This is a genomic window from Ectopseudomonas chengduensis, assembly GCF_900102635.1.
Taxonomy (GTDB): domain Bacteria; phylum Pseudomonadota; class Gammaproteobacteria; order Pseudomonadales; family Pseudomonadaceae; genus Aquipseudomonas; species Aquipseudomonas chengduensis.
This window is the reverse complement of the sequence record NZ_FMZQ01000020.1, coordinates 16,998-39,584: the sequence shown is the minus strand read 5'-3', so window position 1 is coordinate 39,584 and position 22,587 is coordinate 16,998. Positions and strand designations below refer to the sequence as shown.

Genomic DNA, 22,587 nt, shown 5'->3' with positions numbered 1-22,587 from the left:
CGCTGCTGCCTGCAATGGGCGTGCATGCTTGGTGAGCGGAGTGTGGAGCCGGCAACAGGTAAAACCTTATCCATGGGCGACATGGCCAGATTTGTTTCCGACGCGCCAGGCCCCGTGCTATCGGGCAGGTCGCGATAAGCATGCGGATGTCGCTGGTAGATAAATGACGACCGGCAGCCTTTCGCACAATCCGCCGCATATAGGCCGATATCCGGCCGCGTGGAGAGCCGTTCATGACCACCAACGCCTTCCTCAATCCGGTTACGACGCAGACCTGGACCAACGGTCGCCATCTGGTGCGTTGCGTCAAGGTGATCCAGGAAACCTGGGATGTGCGCACCTTCTGCTTCATGGCTGATCAGCCCGTGCTGTTCTTCTTCAAGCCCGGACAGTTCGTCACCCTGGAGCTGGAGATCGACGGCCAGCCGATCATGCGTTCCTACACCATCTCCAGTTCGCCTTCGGTGCCTTACAGCTTCTCCATCACCATCAAGCGGGTGCCGGGCGGCAAGGTCTCGAACTGGCTGCACGACAACCTCAAGGAAGGCGACGAGGTGCCAGTGCATGGGCCGGTGGGCCTGTTCAATGCCATCGATTTTCCCACCGACAAGGCGCTGTTTCTTTCCGGTGGTGTCGGCATCACGCCGGTGATGTCGATGGCGCGCTGGTTCTACGACACCAACGCCAATGTCGACATGGTCTTCGTGCACAGCGCTCGTTCGCCGAAGGACATCATCTACCAGCGCGAGCTGGAGCACATGGCGGCGCGCATCAACAACTTCAGCCTGCACGTTATCTGCGAGAAGCACGGTCTGGGTGAAGCCTGGGCGGGTTATCGCGGTTACCTGAACAAGCCGATGCTGGAGCTCATCGCTCCGGATTATCTTGATCGCGAGATCTTCTGCTGCGGCCCCACGCCCTACATGAGCGCCATCAAGCGCCTGCTCGAGGCGGCTGGCTACGACATGAATCGCTATCACGAGGAGGCCTTCGGCCCGACGCCGCCGGAGATTCGCGCCGAGGTCAAGGAGCTGGCGGCCGAGGCGGCCGATGCGCCGGATGTGCCGCTGGCCGACCTGCATCAGGTGGAGTTCACCAGCACTGGCAAGAGCATTCGTGTGGTGCCCGGCGAAACCGTGCACGCCGCTGCCGCCAAACTCGGCCTGCATATTCCCAAGGCCTGTGGCATGGGCATCTGCGGCACCTGCAAGGTAATGAAGACAGCGGGCGAGGTGGAGATGGAGCACAACGGCGGCATCACCGACGAGGACGTCGCCGAGGGCTACATCCTGTCGTGCTGCAGCGTGCCGAAAGGGGATGTGGCGATCGACTATTGATCGCCATGAAGGTTTGTGGCCCGGATGAAATCCGGGGTGATTGATTGACCTCCCCGGATTGCATCCGGGCTACTTAGCCATAAGCCCCACTCGTGGGACTTATGGCGTTTCAGGCGCTCATCACTTCACGGATATCCGCGGCCAGCTGGCGCACGCGGGCTTCGTCGGTATCCCAGCTGCACATGAAGCGCGCGCCGCCGGCGCCGATGAAGGTGTAGAAGCGCCAGCCGCGCGCGGTGAGGGCGGCGATGGCCGGTTCCGACAGTTGCAGGAACACGCCGTTGGCCTCCACCGGGAACATCAGGCTGACACCGGGCACGTCCTCGACCAGCGTGGCCAGCAGCTGCGCGCAGCGGTTGGCGTGATTGGCATATTTGAGCCAGGCATCATCCTGCAGGATGCCGACCCAGGGCGCGGACAGGTAGCGCATCTTCGAGGCCAGCTGGCCGGCCTGCTTGCAGCGATAGTCGAAGTCTTCGGCCAGTGCCTTGTTGAAGAAAATGATGGCTTCGCCGACCGCCATGCCGTTCTTGGTGCCGCCGAAGCACAGCACGTCCACGCCGGCCTTCCAGGTCAACTCCGCTGGGCTGCAGCCGAGGAAGGCGCAGGCGTTGGAGAAGCGCGCGCCGTCCATGTGCAGGTTGAGATTCAGCTCCTTGCAGACCTGGCTGATGGCGCGGACTTCCTCCGGGCGGTACAGGGTGCCGACTTCGGTGGCCTGGGTGAGGGTGACCACGCGCGGTTTCGGGTAGTGGATATCCTGACGCTTGAGGGCGATTTCGCGGATGGCTTGCGGGGTCAGCTTGCCGTTCTCGGTCTTGGCCAGCAGCAGTTTGGAGCCGTTGGAGAAGAACTCCGGCGCGCCGCACTCGTCGGTCTCGACGTGGGCGGTCTCCGAGCAGATCACGCTGTGGTAGCTCTGGCACAGCGAGGCCAGGGCCAGGGAGTTGGCGGCGGTGCCGTTGAAGGCGAAGAACACTTCGCAGTCGGTCTCGAACAGGCCGCGGAAGTGATCGGCGGCGCGCGCTGTCCATTCGTCATCGCCGTAGGCGCGCTGGTGGCCCTGGTTGGCCTCGGCCATGGCGGCCCAGGCTTCGGGACAGATGCCGGAGTAGTTGTCGCTGGCGAATTGCTGGGCATTGTCGGGCATTGGCGCGTTCCTTCTGAAAAGCCTGCCGGCGGGTCTGCCGACAAAGCGCTCACTTTAACCTGCGGCTGGCGGTCAGGCGTCCGTCGCGGCGACGAGTTGTTGCGCTGAAGCGTACTGCCGGGTCGGTTCGTGGCCAACCGTTCGGCTCGCAGATGGAACTTGGGGCTTGCAGCGGGGTTCACACTTACCAGAGGGCGGCAGTCGATCCGCTCTCCGCAATCAAGAGAAGGAGTTTCCCATGACTTATCGTCACCTGCTCGCCCTTGCCCTGCCGCTGGCCGTGGCGCTGCCCGTTTCCGCCGCCGAGTGGTCGGATAATGCCAAGACCGAGTTCGTTCAGCAGTGCATCGCTGGCGCACCGGCAGGCTACGAGGAGCCACAATTGCGCGCTTATTGCGACTGCGCTGCGACCAAGGTCAGCCAGGAATTCAGTGAAGCTGAATTGCAGGAAATCAGCCGCCAGTCCCCACCTGACCCTGCCATGCAGCAGCGTCTGGTGAATGCCTCCAGCAGCTGTGCTGGCAAGCTCAAGCCGTAAGGCGTCGTTGAGCAAATAGCAGGCGCTGGCTCCGGAGCCCTATGGGCCCTGGCCTGGCGCCATGTTTCCACAGGCCATGCACAGCGCCGCCCACAGTATTTGTGCACAAGCCTGACCTATCTCCTTGATCCTGTTCGATTTTTAGCCGTATCCCGGCAGGCCGCGGTGGCTCTGGGCGCGCGCCCTCGTCGAACAGCCTATGCACAGTTTCATCCACATCTTCTGTGCATATCCCCAACCGATCCCTGCCTCTCGCTCATGTCGCTGGTGGATAAGCCAGGGAGCCTGCGTGCGTGTATGGATATCGAACAGCGCCGTCATGGGCAGCGCTGGCGGGGGCGGCAGCCATCTGCTGACAGCTTTTCCACAGGCTAGTCCACCGCTTCTGTGCATGGTCTGCATTGTTAACTGCTTGATATCGATCAGGAAATGATCGCTGCCAGGAAACCCTTGCAACTGCTGGGGCGAGGCGCGGTATGCACGGTTTATCCACAGCTTGATCCTCTTGAGCGGAGTGCATAACTGCAGGGGCGGCTATGAACACTTTCGCGTCGAAGTTGAACAAATTTGCAGCCTGGCAACACCGGAGAATCCGCTGTACAGCGCCCTGAGGCGCATCCTAGCTAAGGAGTCCCCTCTGGTGGCCATAAGCGTATTCGACCTGTTTAAGATCGGCATCGGGCCGTCCAGCTCGCACACCGTGGGGCCGATGCGCGCCGCCGCGCTGTTCGTCGAGGCGCTGCGCGAGCGCCAGCTGCTGGCGCGGGTGCGGCGCATCGAAGTGCGCCTGTACGGCTCGCTGTCGGCCACCGGCGTCGGCCACGGCAGCGACCGTGCGGTGATCATGGGCCTGATGGGCGAGTGGCCGGATCGCATCGACCCGGCGCAGATCGCCCCGCGCATCGCCACGCTGCTCGAGCGCGGCGAGCTGCTACTGGATGGCCGCCTGGCGGTCGCCTTCGACTGGACGCGCGACATGTGCCTGCTGGAGGAGAACCTGCCCTACCACCCCAACGCCATGACCCTGGTGGCCGAGGGCGAGGGCGAGGGCGGCGAGCTGCATGCCGACACCTACTACTCGGTGGGCGGCGGTTTCGTCGTCGATGCCGCCCAGGCCGCCACCGGCGCGCTGGACCAGGACCACACCGCGCTGCCCTACGATTTTTCCAGCGGCGCCGAGCTGCTGCGCCTGTGCCGCCAGCACGGCCTGCGCGTGTCGCAACTGATGCTGGCCAACGAAAAGGCCTGGCGCAGCGAGGCCGAGATCCGCGCCGGCCTGCTCGGGCTGTGGCAGGCCATGCAGGACTGCGTGGCCAACGGCCTGCGCGAGGAAGGCATCCTCCCCGGCGGGCTCAGCGTGCGCCGGCGCGCCGCCAAGCTGCACCGCAGCCTGCAGGAGCTGGGCAAGCCCAATGTGATCGGCAGCACCATGAGCGCCATGGAATGGGTCAACCTCTACGCTCTGGCGGTCAACGAGGAAAACGCCGCCGGCGGGCGCATGGTCACCGCGCCGACCAACGGCGCGGCGGGGATCATCCCGGCGGTGCTGCACTACTACATGCGCTTCAACCCGGACGCCAGCGACGCCGACGTGGTCGACTACCTGCTGGCCGCCGCGGCGGTGGGCATCCTGTGCAAGAAGAACGCCTCGATCTCCGGCGCCGAAGTCGGCTGCCAGGGCGAGGTGGGCTCGGCCTGCGCCATGGCTGCGGCGGGTCTGGCCGAAGTGCTCGGCGCCAGCCCCGAGCAACTGGAAAACGCCGCCGAGATCGGCCTGGAACACAACCTGGGGCTGACCTGCGACCCGGTCGGCGGGCTGGTGCAGGTGCCGTGCATCGAGCGCAACGCGATCGCCGCGGTGAAGGCGATCAACGCGGCGCAGATGGCCCTGCGCGGCGATGGTGAGCACCACATCTCGCTGGACCGGGTGATCCGCACCATGCGCGACACCGGCGCCGACATGCACGACAAGTACAAGGAAACCTCGCGTGGCGGCCTGGCGGTGAGCCAGGTCGAGTGCTGATTCTCCTGCCCGCTGGTTTTGTCGAGGACTGCCGCAATGACCCGTTTCGAGAAACTGCCGACCCTTGCCGCCGTGGAGTCGATCGGCTTTCTGCTGGATGACCAGTTCAGCCTGGTAGCCCTGGCCGCCGCGCTGGAGCCGCTGCGCCTGGCCAACCAGCTGGCCGGGCGCAGCCTGTACCGCTGGCAGACGCTCAGCCTGCAGGGCCGGCCGCTGCGCGCCAGCAACGGCATGTGGATCACCCCGGATGGCGCCGCCGACGCGGCGGGCGAGCTGCACGGGCTGATCCTCTGTGGCAGCGATGCCGCGCAGGCGCGCGAGCGGCCCGAACTGGAGCGCTACCTGCGGCAGCAGGCGCAGCCCGGGCGGTTTCTCGGCGCGCTCGGCAGCGGCAGCTGGACGCTGGCGCGCGCCGGTCTGCTGGAGGGCCACCAGTGCAGCACCAGCTGGCGCTGCCGGGTCGATCTGCAGCGCGCGTTTCCCGGCGTGGCGCTGAGCGCCCAGCCCTTCGTCGTCGACCGCGACCGCGCTACCGCCGCCGGCGGCGCGGCGGGGCTGGAACTGATGCTGCAGCTGATCGCCGGTCGGCATGGCCAGCCGCTGGTCAGGGCGATCGCCGAGACCCTGGCGTTCGAGCTGGTCCGCTGCGAGCCGCTGCCGGCGCAGATGCCCTTGCACCTGTGCGGCGACGAGCCCAGCCCCAAGCTGCGCGAGGTGATCAGCCTGATGGAGAGCAACCTCGAGGAGCCGCTCGAACTCGGCCAGCTGGCGGGGTTCGTCGCGCTGTCGAGGCGCCAGTTGGAGCGCCTGTTCGAGCGCCATCTGCAGTGCTCGCCGGCGCGCTACTACCTGCGCCTGCGCCTGGTGCGCGCGCGCCAGTTGCTGCGCCGTACCCGCCTCAGCGTGGTCGAGGTGGCAGCCGCTTGCGGCTTCCTCTCGGCGCAGACCTTCTCGCGCTGCTACCGCGAGCACTTCGCCCTCTGCCCCAGCGACGAGCGGCGTACGCCGCAGGTGGCGCTGCACTGACCGCCGTCCCTCCGGCTGTCACCCTTTCGAGGCCCGTCCGTGCTGGCAGCGCGGTACGGGCCTCTTTTTTTGCGCGCGGAAATTGCCCGCTCGGCAGGGCATAGGCCGCAGCGGATCTGACCAACTTCGGGTCGGAATCGTACAAAAGTTCGCGCCGGGCATCTGTTGCAATCCTCTCAACGACCCGCCAAACCGGCCGGTCGCCTTACCCCAGACAGCAAAGGGATTCACGCCATGCAGATGCCTCAAACGCTTCGAATCCGGAACGGCGAAAAGGTCAAATCGACGTTCTCCGCCGAGGAATACGCCAACCGTCATGCCAAGCTGCGCGCCCACCTGGCGGCCGAGAACATCGACGCGGCGGTCTTCACCTCGTACCACAACATCAACTACTACTCGGACTTCCTCTACTGCTCCTTCGGCCGCCCCTACGCCCTGGTGGTGACCCAGGGCGACGTGGTCAGCATCAGCGCCAATATCGACGGCGGCCAGCCCTGGCGCCGCACCGTCGGCACCGACAACATCGTCTACACCGACTGGCAGCGCGACAACTACTTCGTCGCCATCCAGCAGGCGCTGCCGCGCGCGCGCCGCATCGGCATCGAGTTCGACCACCTGAACCTGCAGAACCGCGACAGGCTGGCCGCCCGCTATCCGGACGCCGAGCTGGTTGACGTCGCCGCGCCCTGCATGCGCATGCGCATGATCAAGTCCGCCGAGGAGCACGTGATGATCCGCCACGGCGCACGCATCGCCGACATCGGCGGCGCGGCGGTGGTCGAGGCCCTGCGCGACCAGGTGCCGGAGTACGAGGTGGCCCTGCACGCCACCCAGGCCATGGTTCGCGCCATCGCCGAGACCTTCGATGACGTCGAGTTGATGGACACTTGGACCTGGTTCCAGTCCGGCATCAACACTGACGGTGCGCACAACCCGGTGACCACCCGCAAGGTGAACAAGGGCGACATCCTCAGCCTCAACTGCTTCCCGATGATCGCCGGCTACTACACCGCGCTGGAGCGCACCCTGTTCCTCGACCACTGCTCCGACGACCACCTGCGCCTGTGGCTGGCCAACGTCGAGGTGCACGAGGCCGGCCTCAAGCTGATCAAGCCCGGCGCACGCTGCAGCGACATCGCCAAGGAACTCAACGAGATCTTCCTCAGCCACGACCTGCTGCAGTACCGCACCTTCGGCTACGGCCACTCCTTCGGCACCCTCAGCCACTACTACGGCCGCGAGGCCGGCCTGGAGCTGCGCGAGGACATCGACACCGTACTGGAACCGGGTATGGTGGTGTCGATGGAGCCGATGATCATGCTGCCCGAGGGCCTGCCCGGCGCCGGCGGCTATCGCGAACACGACATCCTGATCGTCAACGAGCAGGGCGCGGAGAACATCACCAAGTTCCCCTACGGCCCGGAGCGCAACATCATCCGCAAATAGTCTCTGCCACCGCCGTGCCCTTGCCGGGCACGGCCCCATTCGGGTCGCCTGCCGCCAGCAGGTGACCAGGAGGTCACTTAATGAATGACAGCGTGTTCGTCGGCGAACTGAGCTGGAAGGAATACGAAGCCCTGGTGGCCGACGGCCAGCGCGTGCTGTTCCTGCCGGTCGGCGCCCTGGAGCAGCACGGTCACCACCTGTGCATGGACGTCGACGTGCTGCTGCCCACCGCGGTCAGCCAGCGCGTCGCCCAGCGTATCGGTGGCCTGGTGCTGCCGGCTCTGCCGTACGGCTACAAGTCGCAGCAGAAGTCCGGCGGCGGCAACCATTTCCCCGGCACCACCAGCCTGGACGGGGCCACCCTCAGCCACACGGTGCTGGACATCATCCGCGAGCTCGGGCGCCACGGCGTACGCCGCCTGGTGCTGATGAACGGTCACTACGAGAACGCCATGTTCCTGGTCGAAGGCATCGACCTCGGCCTGCGCGAGCTGCGCTACGCCGGCATCGACGATTTTCGTGTGGTGCTGCTGTCCTACTGGGACTTCGTCAAGGACCCGCAGGTGATCGCCCAGCTCTACCCGGACGGTTTCCTTGGCTGGGATATCGAGCATGGCGGCGTCTTCGAAACCTCGCTGATGCTCGCCCTCTACCCGCAGCGAGTGGACATGAGCCGCGTGGTGGATCACCCGCCGGCGACCTTCCCGCCTTACGACCTCTACCCCATCGATCCTTCGCGCACCCCGGCACCCGGCACCCTGTCCTCGGCGCGCGGCGCCAGCCGCGAGAAGGGCGAGCTGATTCTCGAGGTGTGCGTAGAGGGTATCGCCAAGGCGGTCGGCGAGGCGTTCGAGAACGCCCCCTGACGACGCAGACGCGACATCCGCATGACTTCGCCCACTGATTCCGACAATGACAAGAATGATCGAGAGGCTAGCATCATGAAAGCGCACCAATGCGTGGCGGAACCCGCATCAACCTTCGTCGGGCCGCCACAGGAGGCCCGCGTGGACATCTCCGAGAGCGCCTGGCTCAAGGGTCTCAACCCCGTGGTTACCCTCGGCTCGCTGCTGGTGATCGTGGCGGTAGTGGTCGGCCTGCTGCTGTTCCAGGAACAGGCGGCGCTGCTGTTCGACCGGGTGCGCAGCGGCATCACCTACTACTTCACCTGGTACTACGTACTGATCGCCGCGTTGTTCCTGTTCTTCAACGCCTGGCTGGCCTGCAGCCGCTTCGGGCGCATCCGCCTGGGCCGCCAGGACGAGCGGCCCGAGTTTGGCTACTTCTCCTGGTTCGCCATGGTGTTCTCCGCCGGACAGGGCATCGGCCTGATCTTCTGGAGCATCGCCGAGCCGATGTTCCACCTGCAGGGCAACCCTTTCAGCGACGGCAGCATGAACGCCGCGACGGCGGAAAGCGCCATGCGCATCACCTTCTTCCACTGGGGCCTGCATGCCTGGTCGATCTACTGCATCGTCGCCCTGGCGTTGGCCTACGCCGCCTTCCGCAAGAACCTGCCGCTGACCATACGCTCCACCCTGCGCCCGCTGTTCGGCCGGCTGATGGACGGCCCGCTCGGCCATGCGGTGGATATCCTGGCAATCCTCGCCACCATCTTCGGCGTCGCCACCTCGCTGGGCCTCGGTGCGCAGCAGATCAATGCCGGGCTCAGCCGTCTGCTCGGCCTGGACAGCTCGATCCTGGTGCAGCTCAGCCTGATCGGCGGTATCACTCTGGTCGCCGTGCTGTCGGCGGTGTCCGGCGTGACCCGCGGAATCAAGCGGCTCAGCGAGTTGAACATCTGGTTGAGCTTCGTGCTGATCCTGTTCTTCTTCATCTGGGGGCCGAGCCGCTACCTGATCATGTCGCTGGTCGACGCCACCGGCGATTACCTGGCGCACTTCATCGAAATGAGCTTCTGGATGGACGCCAACCGCCAGGATCCGGGCGCCTGGGAAGGCTGGAAATCCAGCTGGCAGGGCTGGTGGACGGTGTTCTACTGGGGCTGGTGGCTGTCCTGGGCGCCCTTCGTCGGCGTGTTCATCGCCCGGGTTTCCCGCGGGCGGACCATCCGTGAGTTCATCCTCGGGGTGATTCTGGTGCCATCGCTGATGACCTTCGTGTGGATCGCCGCATTCGGCGGTACCGCCATGAGCCACGAGCTGTTCGATCAGGGTGGCGTCGCCGCCGCGGTATCCCAGGACGTCGCCAGCGCCTTCTTCGCCACCGTGGACAGCATGGCGCTCGAGGGCCTCGGCACCCTGGCGCTATGGCTGGGCACCCTGCTGGTGGCCACCTACTTCATCACCTCGGCCGACTCCGCCACCTTGGTGCTGACCACCATCATGTCCCACGGCGGCATTCACCCGGCCAAGCGCCATCGGGTGTTCTGGGGCGCGCAGCAGGGGGTGGTGGCCGGTGTGCTACTGGTCGCCGGCGGCACTGCCTCGCTGGCCACCCTGCAGACCGCGGCTATCGCCGGCGCCCTGCCGTTCTCGCTGATCATGCTGCTGATGTGCCTGAGCCTGACCAAGGCCCTGCATGCCGAGGCTGCGGTTCCCGCGCCGGCCAGCTGAGTGGCACTGATCGCGCAGCGCGATCGGCCCTTGCCCCTAGCCCCCACTTGTGGGGGTACCCATAACGACAACAAGAGGCCTCATCTATGAGCTCCTGGGTACTCACGCTCTTCGTAGCGCTAAACATCCTCATGTTCCTGATCGCGGCCGCCACCTATGTGTGCCGTGCCGCCCACGAAACCTCCCGACCGGCGGAGTAAGCGCAATGGACTTCTATGAACTGTTCAACTGGGCTCTGCTGGTCGTCACCTTCGCGGTAATGATCGGAATAGGTTTTCTCTCCTCGCGCAAAGTCAGGGACAGCGACGAAGGCGGCTTTCTGCTCGCCGGCCGAAGCCTGGGCGCCTTCGTCGGCGCCAGCACCATAGTCGCCACCGGCTTCAGCGGCTGGGGCTTTATGGGCTCGCCGGCGGTGGCCTACGAGTTCGGCGCCATCGAGTTGCTGGGTAACTTCTTCTTCGCCCCGGCGATGATGATCGCCGTGCTGTTCTTCGCCAATCACATGCAGAAGCGCGCCCTGTGCATGGGCAGCAACACCATCCCCGAGTACATCGGCCAGATCCATGGCGGCGGCGCCGGCGGGCGCCTGCTGCAGGGGGTGGCGGCGGTCATGACCATCGTCCTGCTGATGGTCTTTCTGGTCAGCCAGATCAAGGCGGTGGGCATGCTCGGCGCGTCCTGGCTGAACATCGATATGACCAGCAGCGCCTGGCTGATGATCTCGGTGATCATCCTCTACACCATGCTCGGCGGCCTGGCTGCGGTGGCCTGGACCGACACCGTGATGGTCTGCGGCATGGCCCTGGCCGCGGTGGTGATCATGCTGCAGATGTTCACCAGCGTCGACCTGGGGCTGTGGGAGGCCAACCTCAACGGTATCGACCCGAACCTGCTCAACCCGGTCACCGCGGCGCCCTACGGCGCGAGCAAGGCTTCGGTGTTTCTGGTGCTGCCCTATGCCTTCCTGTTCGCCGCGGTGTTGCCCTATATGGCCATCCGCTTTCTGGCCTTCCGGCCCAAGGTGAAGATGCACAAGGTCGGGATCTACGTGGCCATTCTCGGCGGCCTGCTCAGCCTGATCCCCATCGTCGGCCTGTACATGCGCGCCTTCGGCCCGCAGCTGGCCGATCCTGACAACGCCATGCCGATGTACCTGCAGACCTTCATGCACCCGGCGCTGCAGGGCTTGATCACCCTGTTCATCATCTTCGCCATGAAGTCCACCGCCAACTCCATGCTGCATACCGTGGCCTCGGCGACCTCGCACGACCTGCGCCTGGCACTGAACAAGCATGCCGAGACGGATTCGCCGCGTGCGCTGATCGTCAACCGTGTCGCGGTGGTGGCGCTGGGGCTGCTCGGCTTGCTGATGATGATGTACGCGCCGCCGTTCATGCTGTCCTGGCTCGGCATCCTCGGCTCCGGCACCCTGCTGGCGGCGATGATCGGCCCGGTGTTCATCTCCACCTTCTGGCGTGGCAACGTCGCCGGCGCGCTGACGGCCATGCTGGTCGGCTTCTTCACCAGCGGCGGTCTGTTGCTGAGCACCGATATCGGCTGGGTGGAAGGACCGTTGCTCGGTTGCCTGGTCTCGTCGCTCTGCTACGTGACGGTCAGCCTGCTGACTCGCGGCAAGGCGGGAGTCGCGGCGCGCCTGGCTTGACCCCGCGCGGTGCGGGAGGTCACTCCTGCACCGCGATTCCGCTCTGCTTGCGCTCGCCGCGCGGCGACAGGCCGAACTGGCGGCTGTAGCACTTGGAAAAGTGCGCCGGCGAGGCGAAGCCGCAGGCCAGGGCGACGTCGCGCACCTGGGCATCGCTGCGCAGCAGCAGCTCGCGCGCCCGGTTCAGGCGCAGCTCCAGGTAGTACTGGCTGGGCTTGCGCCCTAGGTACTTGTGGAACAACCGCTCCAGCTGGCGCACCGACACCTCGTTGAGATGCGCCAGCTCCTCCAGTTCCAGCGGTTCCTCCAGATTCGACTCCATGATCGCCACGATCTGGCTCAGCTTGGGCTGGGCGTTGCCGATCTTCTGCCGCAACGGGATGCGCTGCTGGTCGCGGGCGCTGCGCACCCGGTCGCACAGCAGCAGCTCGGCGGCGCGGCTGGCGATCTCGGCGCCGTCGGGCTCGCGGCTGACCAACTGCAGGGTCATGTCCATCGCGGCGGTGCCGCCCGAGCAGGTGTAGCGATCGCGATCCAGCTCGTACAGCTGGTTGGAGATGATGATTCCCGGGAACTTCTCCTTGACCTGCTCGATGTCTTCCCAGTGCAGGGTGCAGCGATAACCCTTGAGCAGGCCGGCGCAGGCCAGCAGGTGGCTGCCGGTGCAGATGCCGCCCAGCGGCACGCCCTGTTCGGCCAGCCGGCGTAGCCATGCGAGCAGCGTCCGGTCGTACTTCTGCGGGATCGGGTTGGCGCCGACGACGAACAGGGCGTCCAGCGGTGGCGCCTGCTCGAAGCTGGTGTCCGCCAGCACGCGCATGCCGTTGCTGGCCGGCACCGGCTCATTGCCGGCGGCGATAAGCAGGGTACGGTACAGCGGTCGTCTGGCGGCCAGGCCGGCCATGCGCAGGGTCTCGATGGCCGAGGCGAAGCCGATGGCGGTGAAGTTGGGGATCAGCAGGAAGCCGAAGGTCTTCAGCGTGCCGCAGGCAGGCGCTTGCGGTTGCAGATATTCGGCGTAGCTCATCTGGTGGTGCTCCTGTCCGGTCCTCGCCAGCGGGAGGCGGGTCAACCCTGTTCGGCCCCCGGCGCGCATGACGCGATCTTACACCGAATTGGCCCTGGCCCGGCGCTGTGGTCCAGGGCGCCACCTGTCTCTCCGCGACATCCCCGGCGTTGGGCCGCCAGGCACCGCCGTCACCGCCCGTCGCGTGATTCGGGGCAGGTCAGTTTGAGCATTTTGACGTCGTATTTAGGCAAATGACCCCCCAGGCTATTTCGCACAATCGATTCCAACAGATGTCTTGCCTATGGCTACGCGAGCCAGCGCGGCGGGCGCTTCACCAACACTGATGTGGCCCTGACGGGTTGCCGGGAGATCGAGATGTTCAGCAAGCAGGATCAGATTCAGGGTTACGACGACGAGTTGCTCGCGGCGATCGATCAGGAAGAACGCCGTCAGGAAGAGCACATCGAGCTGATCGCCTCGGAGAACTACTGCAGCCAACGGGTGATGGAAGCGCAAGGCAGCGGCCTGACCAACAAGTACGCCGAAGGTTATCCGGGCAAGCGTTATTACGGTGGCTGCGAGTACGTCGACAAGGTCGAGCAGCTGGCCATCGACCGCGCCAAGGCCCTGTTCGGCGCCGACTACGCCAACGTTCAGCCGCACTCCGGTTCCTCGGCCAACAGTGCGGTCTATCTGGCGCTGCTCAATGCCGGCGACACCATCCTCGGCATGAGCCTGGCCCACGGCGGCCACCTGACCCACGGCGCCAAGGTGTCGTCCTCGGGCAAACTCTACAACGCCGTGCAGTACGGCCTGGACACCGCCACCGGGCTGATCGACTACGACGAGGTCGAGCGCCTGGCCGTGGAGCACAAGCCGAAGATCATCGTCGCCGGCTTCTCCGCCTACTCCAAGACCCTCGACTTCCCGCGCTTTCGCGCCATCGCCGACAAGGTCGGCGCGCTGCTGTTCGTCGATATGGCGCACGTGGCGGGCCTGGTCGCTGCCGGTCTGTACCCGAACCCGATTCCCTTTGCCGACGTGGTCACCACCACCACGCACAAGACCCTGCGCGGCCCGCGCGGCGGCCTGATCCTGGCCAAGGCCAACGAAGAGATCGAGAAGAAGCTCAACTCCGCTGTCTTCCCCGGCGCCCAGGGCGGCCCGCTGATGCACGTCATCGCCGCCAAGGCGGTGTGCTTCAAGGAAGCCATGGAGCCGGAGTTCAAGGCCTACCAGCAGCAGGTCATCGACAACGCCCAGGCCATGGCCAAGGTATTTATCGAGCGCGGCTACGAAGTGGTGTCCGGCGGCACCGACAACCACCTGTTCCTGCTCAGCCTGATCAAGCAGGGCCTGACCGGCAAGGAGGCTGACGCCGCCCTCGGTCGCGCCGGCATCACCGTGAACAAGAACGCCGTGCCCAACGACCCGCAGTCGCCGTTCGTGACTTCTGGCATCCGTATCGGCACGCCGGCGGTGACCACCCGTGGCTTCAAGGTCGCCCAGTGCCAGGCGCTGGCCGGCTGGATCTGCGACATCCTCGATCACCTCGGCGATGCCGATGTCGAGGCGCAGGTGGCCAAGCTGGTCGCAGGGCTGTGCGCGGACTACCCCGTATACCGCTAAAGCCTTCTGCTCTGTTGTAGGAGCCAGCTTGCTGGCGATCCAGCCGAGCTCGTTGTAATGGATCGCCAGCAAGCTGGCTCCTACAGGTTAGGCGTTCGAGAACAGATTCAAGGAGCATCTTCATGCAACGTTATTCCGGCTTCGGCCTGTTCAAGCACTCGTTCAGCCACCATGAGAACTGGCAGCGCATGTGGCGCAACCCGACGCCCAAGCCGGTGTACGACGTGGTCATCGTCGGCGGTGGCGGCCACGGCCTGGCCACGGCCTATTACCTGGCCAAGGAGTTCGGCGTGAAGAACGTCGCCGTGGTTGAAAAGGGCTGGCTCGGCGGCGGCAACACCGCACGCAACACCACCATCGTGCGTTCCAACTACCTGTGGGACGAGTCCGCGCAGCTCTACGAACACGCCATGAAGCTGTGGGAAGGGCTGTCGCAGGACATCAACTACAACGTCATGTTCTCCCAGCGTGGCGTCTACAACCTCTGCCACACCCTGCAGGACATGCGCGACGCCGAGCGCCGCGTCAGCGCCAACCGCCTCAACGGCGTGGATGGCGAACTGCTGGATGCCAAGCAGGTGGCCGAGGAAATACCCTACCTCGACTGCAGCAAGAACACCCGTTATCCGGTGATGGGTTCCACCGTGCAGCGTCGCGGTGGCGTCGCCCGTCATGACGCCGTGGCCTGGGGCTACGCGCGTGCCGCCGATGCCCTGGGCGTCGACCTGATCCAGAACACCGAGGTGACCGGTTTCCGCAAGCAGAACGGTGCGGTGATCGGCGTGGAGACCAACAAGGGTTTCATCGGCGCCAAGCGCGTCGGTGTGGTCACCGCCGGTAACTCGGGGCACATGGCGGGGCTCGCCGGCTTCCGTCTGCCGCTGGAATCCCACCCGCTGCAGGCGCTGGTATCCGAGCCGATCAAACCGATCATCGACAGCGTGATCATGTCCAACGCCGTGCACGGCTACATCAGCCAGTCGGACAAGGGCGACCTGGTCATCGGTGCCGGCATCGACGGCTACAACGGCTACGGCCAGCGCGGCTCCTACGGCACCATCGAGCACACCCTGCAGGCCATCGTCGAGATGTTCCCGGTGCTCTCGCGGGTGCGTATGAACCGCCAGTGGGGCGGCATCGTCGATACCAGTCCGGACGCCTGCCCGATCATCTCCAAGACTCCGGTGGACAACCTGTTCTTCAACTGCGGTTGGGGCACTGGTGGCTTCAAGGCCACGCCGGGTTCGGGCCACGTCTTCGCGGCCAGCCTGGCCAAGGGTGAGATGCACCCGCTGGCCAAGCCGTTCTCCATCGACCGTTTCCACACCGGCGCACTGATCGACGAGCACGGCGCTGCTGCCGTGGCTCATTAAAAGCGCGCGTAGCGCAAAGCTGATGACCCTCTCCCGCTTGCGGGAGAGGGTGCCCGAAGGGCGGGAGAGGGTGCTGTGTTCGGCACTGCAGCTCCCTGTAACTGACTCGGGGGATGGCGTGCATAGAGCAGCCCTCTCCCCCAGCCCCTCTCCCGCAAGCGGGAGAGGGGAGTAAAGCAAGCGGAGGCTCCACCATGCTGCACATCTTCTGCCCCTACTGTGGCGAACTGCGCTCCGAAGAGGAATTCCACGCCAAGGGCCAGGCGCACATCGCCCGCCCGCTCGATCCCGATGCCTGCACGGATGCAGAGTGGGGCGAGTACATGTTCTTCCGCGACAACCCGCGTGGTATCCACCATGAGCTGTGGGTACACGCAGCCGGTTGCCGCAAATATTTCAACGCCACCCGCCACACCGTGACCTACGAGATCCTCGAGACCTACAAGGTCGGTGAGAAGCCTTCGGTCACCGCAGCCGCGGCCACCGACAAGCAAGCCGTGGCAGAAGGAGTAACGGCATGAGTCAGGTCAATCGTCTTGCCAAGGGTGGTCGCATCGACCGCAGCCAGGCGCTGAGCTTCACCTTCAATGGCCAGACCTACCAGGGCTTCGCCGGCGACAGCCTGGCCGCCGCGCTGCTGGCCAACGGCGTCGACATCGTCGGCCGCAGCTTCAAGTATTCGCGCCCACGCGGCATCGTCGCAGCCGGTAGTGAAGAGCCCAATGCCGTGCTGCAGATCGGCTCCACCGAGGCCGCGCAGATCCCCAACGTGCGCGCCACCCAGCAGGCGCTGTACAGCGGTCTGGTGGCCAACAGCACCAACGGCTGGCCGAGCGTCAACACCGACCTGATGGGCATCCTCGGCAAGGTCGGCGGCGGCATGATGCCGCCCGGTTTCTACTACAAGACCTTCATGTATCCGCAGAACCTGTGGATGACCTACGAGAAGTACATCCGCAAGGCCGCAGGCTTAGGCCGTTCGCCCACCGAGGTCGACCCGGATATCTACGACCAGCTCAACCAGCACTGCGACGTGCTGATCGTCGGTGCCGGCCCTGCTGGTCTCGCCGCCGCGCTGGCTGCTGGCCGTAGCGGCGCGCGGGTGATTCTTGCCGATGAACAGGAAGAGTTCGGCGGCAGCCTGCTCGACACTCGCGAAACCCTCGACGGCAAGCCCGCCGCCGACTGGGTGGCGCAGGCCATCGCCGAGCTGCAGAAAATGCCGGAAGTGACCCTGCTGCCTCGCGCCACGGTCAACGGTTACCACGACCACAACTTCCTCACCATCCACCAGCGCCTCACCGATCACCTCGGTGAAACCGCGCCGATGGGCCAGGCCCGTCAGCGCATGCACCGCGTGCGTGCCAAGCGTGTGGTGTTGGCCAGCGGCGCCCATGAGCGGCCGCTGGTGTACGCCAACAACGACGTGCCCGGCAACATGCTGGCTGGCGCCGTGTCGACCTACGTGCGTCGTTATGGCGTGGCGCCAGGGCAGGAACTGGTGCTGTCGACCAACAACGATTACGCCTATCGCGTGGTGCTCGACTGGCTCGATGCCGGGCGCAAGGTGGTGGCTGTCGCCGATGCCCGCAGCAACCCGCGCGGCAGCTGGGTCGAGGAAGCGCGTGCGCGTGGCGTGCGCATCCTCACCGGCAGCGCAGTGGTCGAGGCACGTGGCAGCAAGCGCGTGACCGGTGCGCGTATCTGCGCCATCGATGCCAAGGCACACAAGGTCACCAGCCCTGGTGAAGTGCTCGACTGCGACCTGATCGTCAGCTCCGGTGGCTACAGCCCGGTGGTGCACCTGGCCTCGCACCTGGGCGGTCGTCCCGAGTGGCGCGAAGACATCCTCGGCTTCGTGCCGGGGCCGGGCAACGGCATCCAGCAGCGCATCGACGCCGGTGCGGTGAACGGCGTGTTTGCCCTCGGCGACGTGCTCGCCAATGGCTTCGAAGCAGGCGCCAAGGCGGCTGCCGAGACTGGCTACAAGGCCGTCAGCGGCAGCCTGCCACAGGCCGAGATGCGCCAGGAAGAGCCGATGCTGGCGCTGTTCCAGGTGCCGCACGACAAGTCCACGGCACGTGCGCCCAAGCAGTTCGTCGACCTGCAGAACGACGTCACTGCGGCCGGCATCGAGCTGGCCACTCGCGAAGGCTTCGAGTCGGTCGAGCACGTCAAGCGCTACACCGCACTGGGGTTCGGCACCGACCAGGGCAAACTGGGCAACATCAACGGCCTGGCCATCGCCGCGCGTTCGATGGGCATCAGCATCGTGCAGATGGGCACCACCATGTTCCGCCCGAACTACACCCCGGTGACTTTCGGCGCCGTGGCCGGTCGCCACTGTGGCGAGCTGTTCGATGCCAAGCGCTACACCGCGATGCAGGCCTGGCACCTGAAGAACGGCGCCGAGTTCGAGGACGTCGGCCAGTGGAAGCGCCCCTGGTACTTCCCGAAAAATGGCGAGGACCTGCACGCCGCCGTGGCTCGTGAATGCCTGGCCGTGCGCAACAGCGTGGGCATCCTCGATGCCTCCACCTTGGGCAAGATCGACATCCAGGGCCCGGACGCGCGCGAGTTCCTCAACCGCGTCTACACCAATGCCTGGACCAAGCTGGACGTGGGCAAGGCGCGCTACGGTCTGATGTGCAAGGAAGACGGCATGGTTTTCGACGACGGCGTTACCGCCTGTCTCGCGGACAACCATTTCGTCATGACCACCACCACTGGCGGCGCGGCGCGGGTGATGGAGTGGCTGGAAATCTACCACCAGACCGAATGGCCGGAACTGAAGGTCTACTTCACCTCGGTCACCGACCACTGGGCGACCATGACCCTGTCCGGCCCCAACAGCCGCAAGCTGCTGGCCAAGGTCACCGACATCGACCTGGACAAGGATGCCTTCCCCTTCATGAGCTGGAAGGAAGGCCTGGTCGGCGGCGTGCCAGCACGGGTGTTCCGTATCTCCTTCACCGGTGAGCTGAGCTACGAGGTGAACGTGCAGGCCGACTACGCCCTGGGCGTTTGGGAACAGATCATCGAAGCCGGCAAGGAGTTCGACCTGACGCCCTACGGCACCGAGACCATGCACGTGTTGCGTGCGGAGAAGGGCTTCATCATCGTCGGCCAGGACACCGACGCCTCGGTGACCCCGGACGACCTGAACATGGGCTGGTGCGTTGGTCGCACCAAGCCTTTCTCCTGGATCGGCAAGCGCGGCATGAACCGCGACGACTGCCTGCGCGAAGACCGCAAGCAGCTGGTCGGGCTCAAGCCCATCGACCCGAACCAGGTGCTGCCGGAAGGCGCGCAACTGGTGTTCGACCCGAAACAGTCGATCCCGATGCAGATGGTCGGCCACGTCACCTCCAGCTACATGAGCGCGGCCATGGGTTACAGCTTCGCCATGGCGGTGGTCAAGGGCGGCCTCAAACGCATGGGCGAGCGCGTGTTCGCGCCGCTGGCCGATGGCAGCCTGATCGAAGCCGAAATCTGCAGCTCCGTGTTCTATGACCCGAAAGGGGATCGCCAGAATGTCTAACGTCAACGTCTATCAGCAACGCCCCGCCGACATCGCCGGGCAATCGCCGCTGCACCACGCCGGCCTGCACGAACTGGTCGGCAAGGGCCGCAACAACGCCGGCATCACCCTGCGCGAGAAGACGCTGCGCGGACATCTGGTGATCCGTGGCGACGCTCGCGACGCCGCCTTCTCCGGCGGCGTGCACAAGGCCCTGGGCCTGGAACTGCCGGTGGCGCTGACCCTGGTGGCCGATGGCGACACCTCGTTGCAGTGGTTGGGCCCCGATGAATGGCTGCTGATCGTGCCGGGCGGCACCGAGTTCGAGGTCGAGCGCACACTGCGCGCGGCGCTGGACGGCCAGCATTTCTCGGTGGTCAACGTCAGTGGCGGGCAGACCCTGCTGGAGCTGTCCGGGCCGAAGGTGCGCGAGCTGCTGATGAAGTCCACCAGCTACGACGTGCATCCGAGCAACTTCCCGGTCGGCAAGGCGGTGGGCACCGTGTTCGCCAAGTCCCAGCTGGTGATTCGCCACACCGGCGAGGAGAGCTGGGAGCTGGTGATCCGCCGCAGCTTCTCCGACTACTTCTGGCTGTGGCTGCAGGATGCCAGCGCCGAGTATGGGTTGGCGGTCGAGGCCTGAGCCGCATGCGAACCGTCCCCTCTCCCGCTTGCGGGAGAGGGTTAGGGAGAGGGCCGCTTTACCCTCTCCCCCAGCCCCTCTCCTATAAATGGGAGAGGGGAGCCATTCAGCGGAGCCCCCTACCATGAGCCGCACCCCCGACACCTGGATTCTCACCGCCCATTGCCCGAGCGTGCTTGGCACCGTGGACGCGGTGACGCGCTTTCTCTTCGAACAGCGCTGCTACGTCACCGAGCATCACAGCTTCGATGATCGGTTGTCCTCGCGCTTCTTCATTCGCGTCGAGTTTCGTCAGCCGCAGGACTTTGACGAGGCCGCCTTCCGCGCCGGTGTGGCCGAGCGCCTGGCGCCCTTCGAGATGCAGGTCGAGCTGACCCCGCCGGGCTACCGCGCCAAGGTGGTGTTGATGGTGTCCAAGGCCGACCATTGCCTTAATGATCTGCTCTATCGCCAGCGCATCGGCCAACTGGCCATGGACGTGGTGGCGGTGGTGTCCAACCACCCGGATCTGGAACCGCTGGCGCGCTGGCACGGCATTCCCTACCACCATTTCCCGCTCGATCCGGCCGACAAGCCGGCGCAGGAGCGCAAGGTGCTGCAGGTGATCGAGGACACCGGTGCGGAACTGGTAGTGCTCGCCCGCTACATGCAGGTGCTGTCACCCGAGCTGTGCCGCAAGCTGGATGGCTGGGCGATCAATATTCACCACTCGCTGCTGCCCGGTTTCAAGGGCGCCAAGCCCTACCATCAGGCCTACCAGAAGGGCGTCAAGCTGGTCGGCGCCACGGCGCACTACATCAACAACGACCTCGACGAGGGGCCGATCATCGCCCAGGGCGTGGAGGCGGTGGATCACGCCCACTATCCCGAAGACCTGATCGCCAAGGGTCGCGACATCGAATGCCTGACCCTGGCCCGCGCCGTCGGTTATCACATCGATCGCCGCGTGTTCCTCAACGCCAATCGCACGGTGGTGCTCAACGCCTGAGGCAATCGCAGCCGCGTAGGGTGGGCTTCAGCCCACAGATTTTTTAGGTGGGCTGAAGCAGAACGCCGCCCGGCCCACCCTACAGAAGGAGTCGCAACGGAAAACGCTATTTGGTGGGCTAAAGCCCACCCTACGGTAACGATGCCACTTGTAGGGTGGGCTTTAGCCCACCAGGCGCAACGAAGAAAGTTATTGGTGGGCTAAAGCGGATCGCCGCTCGGCCCACCCTACGGAAGCCGCCCTGCCAGGTTTCACCGGTGGTTTCCGGCAACAGACGCAACAAGCTCCAGTGCAAGGCCGCGCGGCCAGTCGGTCGCGTCTTGTGTCCACAACAAGAAAGGAGAGTTACGCATGTCTGGTAATCGTGGTGTGGTTTATCTCGGTACGGGCAAGGTCGAAGTGCAGAAGATCGACTACCCGAAAATGCAGGACCCGCGCGGCAAGAAGATCGAGCACGGGGTCATCCTGAAAGTCGTTTCCACCAATATTTGCGGCTCCGACCAGCACATGGTGCGTGGCCGTACTACTGCGCAGGTCGGCCTGGTGCTGGGGCATGAGATCACCGGCGAGGTGATCGAGAAGGGCCGCGACGTCGAGCGTTTGCAGCTCGGTGATCTGGTGTCCGTTCCCTTCAACGTCGCCTGTGGCCGTTGCCGCTCCTGCAAGGAACAGCACACCGGCGTGTGCCTGACCGTCAACCCGGCGCGTGCCGGCGGCGCCTACGGCTACGTCGACATGGGCGACTGGACCGGTGGCCAGGCAGAGTATGTGCTGGTGCCCTACGCCGACTTCAACCTGCTCAAGCTGCCGGATCGCGACAAGGCCATGGAGAAGATCCGTGACCTGACCTGCCTGTCCGACATCCTGCCCACCGGCTATCACGGTGCGGTCACTGCCGGTGTCGGACCGGGCAGCACGGTGTATATCGCTGGCGCGGGTCCGGTCGGTTTGGCCGCTGCCGCCTCGGCGCGCCTGCTGGGTGCTGCGGTGGTGATCGTCGGTGACGTGAATCCAACACGTCTGGCCCATGCCAAGGCACAGGGGTTTGAAATCGCCGACCTGTCCAAAGACACGCCATTGCATGAACAGATCGCCGATCTGCTGGGCGAGCCGGAAGTGGATTGCGCGGTCGACGCCGTGGGCTTCGAAGCCCGTGGTCACGGTCATGCCGGTGCCCAGCAGGAGGCGCCGGCCACGGTGCTCAACTCGCTGATGGGTGTCGTGCGCGTGGCCGGCAAGATCGGCATCCCCGGCCTGTACGTGACCGAAGATCCGGGCGCGGTGGATGCGGCGGCGAAGATCGGCTCCCTGAGCATCCGCTTCGGCCTCGGCTGGGCCAAGTCGCACAGTTTCCACACCGGCCAGACCCCGGTGATGAAGTACAACCGCGCGCTGATGCAGGCCATCATGTGGGATCGCATCAATATCGCCGAAGTGGTCGGTGTGCAGGTGATCAGCCTGGACGATGCGCCGCGCGGTTACGGCGAGTTCGATGCTGGCGTGCCGAAGAAATTCGTCATCGACCCGCACAAGACCTTCAGTGCGGCGTGACGGCGTGACCTGGGCTTAGTCCCAGGCCGCTACCTTTCACGGCAAAGGCGCAGTTGTTGGCGTCGTCTTTCGGGAGCCTGCGGGCTCCCTTTTTGTTTTGCATGAGGTCGTTCCG

Annotated in this window: 17 protein-coding genes; 15 read left to right on the top strand and 2 right to left on the bottom strand. The window is 65.3% G+C overall.

Annotation, left to right across the window (positions count from 1 at the left end; translation table 11 throughout):
- Positions 1-233: 233 nt before the first annotated feature.
- Positions 234-1,337, top strand: coding sequence for a glycine-betaine demethylase subunit GbcB (gene gbcB / locus BLS08_RS23510; protein ID WP_017675823.1), 1,104 nt, complete (start codon positions 234-236; stop codon positions 1,335-1,337).
- A gap of 109 nt (positions 1,338-1,446) precedes the next feature.
- Here gbcB and BLS08_RS23505 read toward each other — a convergent pair whose 3' ends face one another.
- Entirely contained in the window at positions 1,447-2,487 is a 1,041-nt protein-coding gene (locus BLS08_RS23505; RefSeq protein ID WP_090337602.1) for a threonine aldolase family protein, read from the bottom strand.
- A gap of 238 nt (positions 2,488-2,725) precedes the next feature.
- Between BLS08_RS23505 and BLS08_RS23500 the strand changes: the two genes are divergently transcribed.
- The 7 genes from BLS08_RS23500 (at position 2,726) to BLS08_RS23470 (ending at position 11,759) form a co-directional block, all read left to right on the top strand.
- On the top strand, positions 2,726-3,025 hold the full coding sequence (locus BLS08_RS23500; RefSeq protein WP_017675821.1) for a hypothetical protein: 300 nt from the start codon (positions 2,726-2,728) through the stop codon (positions 3,023-3,025).
- 640 nt (positions 3,026-3,665) lie between these two features.
- Complete coding sequence (locus BLS08_RS23495) at positions 3,666-5,048, top strand: L-serine ammonia-lyase (RefSeq protein ID WP_090337599.1); 1,383 nt, start codon at positions 3,666-3,668, stop codon at positions 5,046-5,048.
- Between the two features lie 36 nt (positions 5,049-5,084).
- Entirely contained in the window at positions 5,085-6,074 is a 990-nt protein-coding gene (locus BLS08_RS23490; protein ID WP_090337596.1) for a GlxA family transcriptional regulator, read from the top strand.
- A 234-nt stretch (positions 6,075-6,308) separates the two neighbouring features.
- Positions 6,309-7,520 (top strand): M24 family metallopeptidase, encoded by a 1,212-nt coding sequence (locus BLS08_RS23485; protein WP_090337594.1) that lies wholly within the window; start codon positions 6,309-6,311, stop codon positions 7,518-7,520.
- Between the two features lie 80 nt (positions 7,521-7,600).
- Complete coding sequence (locus BLS08_RS23480; RefSeq protein ID WP_090337592.1) at positions 7,601-8,386, top strand: creatininase; 786 nt, start codon at positions 7,601-7,603, stop codon at positions 8,384-8,386.
- A 75-nt stretch (positions 8,387-8,461) separates the two neighbouring features.
- Positions 8,462-10,096, top strand: coding sequence for a BCCT family transporter (locus BLS08_RS23475; protein ID WP_090337590.1), 1,635 nt, complete (start codon positions 8,462-8,464; stop codon positions 10,094-10,096).
- Positions 10,097-10,301: 205 nt separating this feature from the next.
- Positions 10,302-11,759 (top strand): sodium:solute symporter family protein, encoded by a 1,458-nt coding sequence (locus BLS08_RS23470; protein WP_090337588.1) that lies wholly within the window; start codon positions 10,302-10,304, stop codon positions 11,757-11,759.
- A gap of 19 nt (positions 11,760-11,778) precedes the next feature.
- Here the strand turns inward: BLS08_RS23470 and BLS08_RS23465 are convergent, their stop codons facing one another.
- Positions 11,779-12,786: a GlxA family transcriptional regulator gene (locus BLS08_RS23465; protein WP_090337586.1), complete on the bottom strand. Its 1,008-nt coding sequence runs from the start codon at positions 12,784-12,786 to the stop codon at positions 11,779-11,781.
- A 357-nt stretch (positions 12,787-13,143) separates the two neighbouring features.
- Between BLS08_RS23465 and glyA the strand changes: the two genes are divergently transcribed.
- From glyA to fdhA, 7 genes are all read left to right on the top strand, one after another.
- Complete coding sequence (gene glyA, locus BLS08_RS23460; RefSeq protein WP_017675820.1) at positions 13,144-14,397, top strand: serine hydroxymethyltransferase; 1,254 nt, start codon at positions 13,144-13,146, stop codon at positions 14,395-14,397.
- A gap of 122 nt (positions 14,398-14,519) precedes the next feature.
- Positions 14,520-15,770 carry a sarcosine oxidase subunit beta family protein gene (locus BLS08_RS23455; RefSeq protein WP_021490391.1) on the top strand — a complete coding sequence of 417 codons (1,251 nt, stop codon included), beginning with the start codon at positions 14,520-14,522 and terminating at the stop codon, positions 15,768-15,770.
- A 194-nt stretch (positions 15,771-15,964) separates the two neighbouring features.
- The gene (locus BLS08_RS23450) at positions 15,965-16,291 is read left to right on the top strand and encodes a sarcosine oxidase subunit delta (protein WP_090337585.1); all 327 of its coding nucleotides are present in this window, start codon (positions 15,965-15,967) and stop codon (positions 16,289-16,291) included.
- Positions 16,288-19,311 (top strand): sarcosine oxidase subunit alpha, encoded by a 3,024-nt coding sequence (locus BLS08_RS23445; protein ID WP_090337582.1) that lies wholly within the window; start codon positions 16,288-16,290, stop codon positions 19,309-19,311. Before BLS08_RS23450 ends, BLS08_RS23445 begins: the two co-directional genes overlap by 4 nt.
- Positions 19,304-19,933, top strand: coding sequence for a sarcosine oxidase subunit gamma (locus tag BLS08_RS23440; RefSeq protein ID WP_090337580.1), 630 nt, complete (start codon positions 19,304-19,306; stop codon positions 19,931-19,933). The genes BLS08_RS23445 and BLS08_RS23440 overlap by 8 nt, the downstream gene beginning before the upstream one ends.
- A 124-nt stretch (positions 19,934-20,057) precedes the next feature.
- Positions 20,058-20,921: a formyltetrahydrofolate deformylase gene (purU, locus tag BLS08_RS23435; RefSeq protein ID WP_017675815.1), complete on the top strand. Its 864-nt coding sequence runs from the start codon at positions 20,058-20,060 to the stop codon at positions 20,919-20,921.
- A gap of 351 nt (positions 20,922-21,272) precedes the next feature.
- The gene (fdhA, locus tag BLS08_RS23430; protein ID WP_017675814.1) at positions 21,273-22,472 is read left to right on the top strand and encodes a formaldehyde dehydrogenase, glutathione-independent; all 1,200 of its coding nucleotides are present in this window, start codon (positions 21,273-21,275) and stop codon (positions 22,470-22,472) included.
- Positions 22,473-22,587 lie beyond the last annotated feature (115 nt).